The organism is Candidatus Eisenbacteria bacterium, from assembly GCA_016867495.1.
Classification (GTDB): Bacteria; Eisenbacteria; RBG-16-71-46; order CAIMUX01; family VGJL01; genus VGJL01.
Genome location: VGJL01000016.1, coordinates 23,458 through 29,457 on the forward strand (window position 1 = coordinate 23,458; position 6,000 = coordinate 29,457).

Annotated in this window: 9 protein-coding genes and 1 other RNA gene; all 10 read left to right on the forward strand. The window is 66.4% G+C overall.

Going from position 1 to position 6,000, the window contains the following annotated elements; genetic code table 11:
* Positions 1 to 129 precede the first annotated feature (129 nt).
* Positions 130 to 801 carry a translation initiation factor IF-3 gene (locus tag FJY88_03760; GenBank protein ID MBM3286456.1) on the forward strand — a complete coding sequence of 224 codons (672 nt, stop codon included), beginning with the start codon at positions 130 to 132 and terminating at the stop codon, positions 799 to 801.
* Between the two features lie 70 nt (positions 802 to 871).
* Positions 872 to 1,069, forward strand: coding sequence for a 50S ribosomal protein L35 (gene rpmI / locus FJY88_03765; GenBank protein ID MBM3286457.1), 198 nt, complete (start codon positions 872 to 874; stop codon positions 1,067 to 1,069).
* A gap of 36 nt (positions 1,070 to 1,105) precedes the next feature.
* Positions 1,106 to 1,489 carry a 50S ribosomal protein L20 gene (rplT, locus tag FJY88_03770; GenBank protein ID MBM3286458.1) on the forward strand — a complete coding sequence of 128 codons (384 nt, stop codon included), beginning with the start codon at positions 1,106 to 1,108 and terminating at the stop codon, positions 1,487 to 1,489.
* Positions 1,490 to 1,497: 8 nt separating this feature from the next.
* Positions 1,498 to 1,704, forward strand: a complete 207-nt coding sequence (locus tag FJY88_03775; protein MBM3286459.1) for a hypothetical protein — start codon at positions 1,498 to 1,500, stop codon at positions 1,702 to 1,704.
* A 56-nt stretch (positions 1,705 to 1,760) separates the two neighbouring features.
* A complete protein-coding gene (locus FJY88_03780) occupies positions 1,761 to 2,111 on the forward strand; it encodes a cell division protein ZapA (protein MBM3286460.1) in 351 nt (116 codons plus the stop codon).
* 2 nt (positions 2,112 to 2,113) lie between these two features.
* Positions 2,114 to 2,294, forward strand: a non-coding RNA gene (gene ssrS / locus FJY88_03785) — 6S RNA.
* A 39-nt stretch (positions 2,295 to 2,333) separates the two neighbouring features.
* Positions 2,334 to 3,902 carry a ribonuclease Y gene (gene rny, locus FJY88_03790; protein ID MBM3286461.1) on the forward strand — a complete coding sequence of 523 codons (1,569 nt, stop codon included), beginning with the start codon at positions 2,334 to 2,336 and terminating at the stop codon, positions 3,900 to 3,902.
* Positions 3,903 to 3,911: 9 nt separating this feature from the next.
* The gene (locus FJY88_03795) at positions 3,912 to 4,691 is read left to right on the forward strand and encodes a TIGR00282 family metallophosphoesterase (protein ID MBM3286462.1); all 780 of its coding nucleotides are present in this window, start codon (positions 3,912 to 3,914) and stop codon (positions 4,689 to 4,691) included.
* Between the two features lie 3 nt (positions 4,692 to 4,694).
* Positions 4,695 to 5,567, forward strand: a complete 873-nt coding sequence (locus tag FJY88_03800; GenBank protein ID MBM3286463.1) for a bifunctional 5,10-methylene-tetrahydrofolate dehydrogenase/5,10-methylene-tetrahydrofolate cyclohydrolase — start codon at positions 4,695 to 4,697, stop codon at positions 5,565 to 5,567.
* A partial coding sequence (locus FJY88_03805; GenBank protein ID MBM3286464.1) for an exodeoxyribonuclease VII large subunit occupies positions 5,564 to 6,000 on the forward strand: 437 nt, incomplete at its 3' end. The genes FJY88_03800 and FJY88_03805, both read left to right, overlap by 4 nt.

The window sequence follows — 6,000 nt, forward strand, 5'->3', positions numbered from 1 at the left end:
AGATGAGCGGCGACGCAAGTAGAAGAATGCTTCTCACCCGCCGGCCCCGGGGCCAGGCAGGGTTCGGATCGCCAGGGGCGGATTGCCGTCCCGGATTCCCAGGAGAGGCGACTCGCGTCGTCTCTCCTGATTTGTTTGGTCTCCCGTCGCGGGGAGGCCAGGAGGAAGGCGCCTATCACGAAGCAAGTTGAAGTCCGAATCAATGAGAGGATCCGGGTCCCGATGGTCCGGGTCATCTCTCCGGAGGGGAATCAGTTGGGCGTCATGGCGATCTCAGAGGCTCTGAAGCTCGCGCAGATGCAGAACTCCGATCTCGTCGAGGTCGCTCCGAAGGCGCGCCCCCCGGTCTGCAAGATCATGGATTTCGGGAAGTACAAGTACGAGATGTCGAAGCACGAACGCGAAGCGAAGAAGAAGCAGCACATCTATCAGATCAAGGAAATCAAGGTGCGTCCCAAGATCGAGGAGCATGACTACGAGTTCAAGCTGCGCAACGCGCGCAAGTTCCTGCTCGCCAGGGACAAGGTGAAACTGACTTGTCTCTTCCGCGGCAGGGAAATGACGCGCCAGGAGCTTGGGATGGCGCTGCTGGAGAAGGTGGTCGAGGATCTCGCCGATGTCGGATTCGTCGAGTCGAGACCCACGATGGAAGGTCGGGCGCTGATCATGATCTTGGCGCCCCGAAAGGACCTGAAGACCCCTGCAGGGAGCCGCGAGGAGGCGGCCGAGGGGGAATTCGAGGCCGACGGGGGCGGCAAGCCCACGGCAGGCGGTCCACCAGGGGCGTCCAAGAGCCTGTAGGGCTCCCCGCCACGATCGAAGCCTCCCCGCACGGGCGGACTGCGCCGAGGGGGAAGAAGAAGGAGTGAGCATGCCGAAACTGAAGACGCGGAAGGCGGCGGCCAAGAGATTCCGGGTCACCGGCGGCGGGGAGATCCGCCGACGCAAGGCCAACAAGGGACATCTCCTGACCGGCAAGAGCCGCAAGAGAAAGAGGCGACTGCGCAAGGGAGCGTTGGTCGCGATGTCCGACAAGGGAAGGATCGGTCGACAGATACTTGGTGCGTGAGGCCCGCATCGTCGGGTCGAGCGCGGAGGAAGCGATATGCCCAGAGCCACAGGTGTCGTGCCCGCCAAGGCGCGCCGGAAGAAGACGCTCAAGGCCGCGCGCGGCGGCGTTGGCGGGCGGAGCAAGCTCCATCAGATCGCGAAGGAGAATGTGCTCCGAGGACTGCAATACGCCTACCGGGACCGGAGGGTGCGCAAGCGGATGATGCGCAGGCTCTGGATCCAGAGGATCAACGCCGCCGTGCGCATGCACGGCCTTTCGTATAGCCAGTTCATAGCGGGATTGAAGTTGGGTTCGATCCTGGTCGATCGCAAGCAGCTCAGCGAGATGGCCCTGCGGGACGCCGATGGATTCCGCAAGGTGGTCGAGGAGGCCAAAGCGGGTCTTGCCGCCGCGCCTGGGCAGGCGAAGGGCGCATAGGGCGGGCGATGCTGCTTGAACTCGAGAAGCTGGAGGAGCGGATCGCCGAGGCCGCGGAAGCGGTTCGGGTCCTGCGCGAGCAGAACGGGGATCTCCTGGGTCGCATCGCGCACCTCGAGGAAGAGAGAGACAGGCTGCTCGAGGAGCGCGAGGATCTGGCCGAGAGGATCGGACGGCTGGTGCAGAAGATTGACGCTCTGAGGACGGAGCTCTAGACTGCCGGCGGCGGTCGAGATTCGATAGCGCGGCGTAGTTCGCGCAAGGTTGAGGAATGGCGGAGCAGGGAAGCACGATCACCGTGCAGGTTCTCGGTGAGAGCCTGAGGATCCGCGGGGGCAGCCCCGAGGAGGTCGAGGCCCTGGCGCGGTATGTGGATGAGCGGGTGGCGCAGATCCGGGCCCGCAACGAAGGAGTTCCTCTTCGAGGCCTGCTCCTTCTTACATCCCTCAATATCGCGGAGGAGCTGTTCCGCGAAAGGCGGGAGCACGAAAGGCTGGTGCGCAGCGTTGAGGAGAAGACGCGCCGGTTGAGGGAGTCGCTGGAAGCGCGGCTCGCTCCCGCGCCGTCGGCCCAAGCCGCGGCGCATCGCATCCCGATACAGTCGGACCTGCCAAGCGGTTGATGGGATCCCTGCCCTGCTCGTGAGGGCGACGGACGTCTTGAGCCAACAGTTTCTCGAAGGGAGTTGAGGGAAGGTCGGGAATGGGACCCCCGCGAGGGGGTGCAGGAACGGCCGGATCCGACGCCCACCTGGTCAAACCAGGTTCAAGGGTCCTACGTCACACGGCATGCTGGTGGGGATCTCCTCTTTCCCCGCCGCCGTGTGGAGATCGGGAGGCAAACCATGCAGAACCCATGGCCGACCTGGATCGGGGTGGGGCTGCTCTTCATAGCTGGCGGCTTCGTTTGCGGACTCTTGCTGCAGCGGCTCGCGGGTGCCCGTCGCCTGGCGGCGGCGCGCGAGAAAGCGAAAGCGGTCCTCGAGGAGGCCAGGCGCGAGGCGGATCTGTCCCGCAAGGCGGGCGCGCTGGAGGCCCGCGAGCAGTGGCTGCGCGAGAAGGAGCGCTTCGACACGGAGACCCGCCAGCAGAGGAGCGACATCGACGAGCTGCGGCGGGGCCAGGAGGAGAAGGAAACGTCGCTGCGCCGCGAGGCGGACGGGATCAAGACACTGCAGGCCCGGCTCACGGAGGAGCAGAGGAGTCTCGGTGCCCAGAAAGGCCGTCTCGAGGAGCGGGAGGGAGAGGTCAAGAAGATCCTCCTCGAGCAGACGGCCCGTCTCGAGAGGATCTCGGGACTGACCTCGGCGGAAGCCCGCAAGGAGCTCTGGAAGAACCTCGAGGACGAGGTCAAGGGCGAAGCGGCCCGCCTCGCGCAGAGGATCCGCGAACAGGCGGTCCGCGAGGCCGATCGGGAGGCGCGCCGGCACATCGTACTGGCCATCCAGCGCCTCGCCGCGGAGCAGTCGATGGAGTCGACGGTCACGGTCGTCGCCCTCCCCAACGACGAGATGAAGGGGCGAATCATCGGCCGCGAAGGGCGCAACATCCGCGCCTTCGAGATGGCCAGCGGGATCGATGTGATCATCGATGACACGCCGGAGGCCGTTCTCCTCTCGGGATTCGACCCGATGCGTCGGGAGATCGCGCGCATCGCCCTCGAACAGCTGATCGCGGACGGGAGGATCCACCCGGGACGCATCGAGGAGGTCGTGCAGAGGGTCGCCGAGGGGATTGACGGTGAGATCCAGGAGACGGGAGAGAAGGCGGCTGTCGAGAGCGGCGTGCACGGGCTCACGCCCGAAGTCGCCAGTCTCCTGGGGCGGCTTCGATTCCGCACGAGCTCCGGCCAGAACGTTCTGAAGCATTCGATGGAGGTCGCGCGGCTCTCGGGACTGATCGCGACCGAGATGGGGCTCGACGTGACGCTGGCCAAGCGCGCCGGCCTGCTCCATGACATCGGCAAGGCGATCGATCACGAACAGGAGGGCCCCCATGCCCTCGTGGGGATGGAGTTCCTGAAGCGGCACGGGGAGAGCCCGGCGGTCAGCGAAGCCGTCGGGGCGCACCATGGGGAGATTCCGAGCGAAGGCGTCTACGCGGTCCTGGTCGCGTCCGCGGACGCGATCTCGAGCGCGCGTCCCGGCGCGAGGCGGGAGAGCCTTGAAGCCTACATCCACCGCCTGCAGAATCTGGAGGAGCTGGCCGAGTCGTTCCCGGGAGTCGAGCGATCGTTCGCGATCCAGGCGGGCCGCGAGGTGAGGATCCTGGTCCAGCACAAGGCGGTCGGGGACGAGCAGGCGACGACGCTGGCGAGCGAGATCGCGCGCAGGATCGAGCGGGAACTGCAGTATCCGGGCCAGATCAAGGTGGTCGTGATCCGGGAGATGCGGGTCATCGACTACGCCCGCTAGGGGCCGAGCATGAACATCCTCTTCGTTGGCGATATCTTCGGCAAACCGGGTCGGCGGGCGATGGCGGGGCTGCTCCCGGGTCTGCGAAGGGAGCTCTCGATCGACTTCTGCATCGCCAACGGCGAGAATGCGGCGGGCGGGACGGGGATCACGACCGATGTGGTCGATGAGCTGCTGGCCTGTGGAGTCGATGTCCTGACCGGCGGCAACCACACCTGGGACAAGCGAGAGGGCATCGCCATCCTGGATCGCGAGCTTCGTTGCCTCCGCCCGGCGAACTACCCGGAGGGGGTTCCGGGACGGGGGGTCGGCCTCTACGATTGCGGCGCCGAGAAGATTGCGGTCGTCAACCTCGTGGGTCGGATCTTCCTCTCGAATGTCGATTGTCCGTTCGCGGCCGCTGACCGGGTTCTCGAGGACCTCGCGGCGGTCACGCCGCTGGTCTTCGTCGACATGCACGCCGAGGCGACCTCGGAGAAGCTGGGGATGGGGTGGTACCTCGACGGGAGGGTGACCGCGGTGATCGGAACCCACACGCACGTCCAGACCGCCGACGAGAGGATCCTCCCGCGCGGCACGGCCTACCTGACGGACGCGGGGATGACGGGGCCGCACGACTCGGTGATCGGCGTGCGGAAGGAGCTTGCCCTCGAGAGACTGCGCACCCAGCTTCCCGTGCGCTTCCAGCCGGCGGAGGAGGATATCCGCTTGATGGGCCTTGTCGTTCAGTGCGATCCATCGAGCGGACGCGCATTGAAGGTCGAGAGACTCGAAAGGACGCTGGACTGACGGATGAAGGCCAAGATCCTCGACGGCCGTTGGGCCGCTGGCGAGCTGCGAAGGGAGCTTGGGGCGAGGGTCGCGAAACTGAGGTCCTCGGGAGTGGCGCCCCGTCTCTGCATGATCCGGGTGGGAGAGGACCCCGCCTCGATCGTCTATGTGCGGAACAAGGCCAAAGCCTCCGCCGAGGTCGGCATCGACTCGGACATCGTCGCTCTCCCGGACGATGCGCCGCCCGCGGCGATCGCCGAGGCGATCGACCTCAAGGTCTCCGATCCGGGGACCCACGGCATTCTCCTTCAGCTTCCCCTTCCCCGCGGACTGGATCCTGTTCCGCTACTCGGCCGGATCGATCCCGCCAAGGATGTTGACGGCTTCCACCCCATCAACGTCGGGCGGCTTTGTCTCGGCGCCGACGGCTTCGTTCCCTGCACCCCCCTCGGGATTCTGGAGCTTCTGCGCCGCCACGGCATCGATCTGGCGGGCAGGCACGTGGCAGTCGTCGGCCGGAGCACGACGGTCGGCCGGCCTCTGGCGAATCTCCTCTCCCGAAAAGACAAGGGGTGCGACGCGACGGTCACGATGCTCCATACCGGAAGCCGCGAGCCCCGGCTCATCGCGCGGACGGCGGAGATCCTGATCGCGGCCGCGGGGAGGCGTGGCTTGATCGACGAGACCTGGGTGCGGCCCGGGGCGATCGTCGTCGATGTGGGGATCCACCGAACGGAGGACGGTCGCCTTGTCGGCGATGTCGATGCCTCGTCGGTCGGGGAGATCGCCTCCTGGCTCAGTCCCGTCCCGGGAGGCGTCGGGCCGATGACGGTCGCCTGTCTGATGGCCAACGCGGTTCGCGCGGCGGAGCTGCAGGGCGGAGCAGAGGGATGAGCGGCGAGGTCCTGAGCGTCTCTCAACTTCTCGCCCTGGCAAAGGACGCGATCGAGACCGGCACGGAGCCTGCCTGGGTGGCCGGCGAGATCACCGGCTGCAAGCGGCATCAACCGTCAGGACATCTCTACTTCGATCTAAAGGACTCGAAGACGCGGGTCTCATGCGTCATGTGGCGCGACGCGGCCCGGAAGCTCCGGTTCGAGCCCGCCGATGGGATCGAGGTCCGGGCCCACGGGAGCCTTGGGATCTACGAGGTGCAGGGCCGGTTGCAGCTCTATGTCGACGCGATCGAGCCGGCAGGACTCGGCGAGCTGCAGGCCGCCCTGGAAAAGCTGAAGGCCAGGCTGGCGGAGGAGGGGCTTTTCGCCCTCGAACGCAAGCGGCCGCTACCCCCCTTCCCGGAGAAGATCGGCGTCGTCACGTCTCCGAC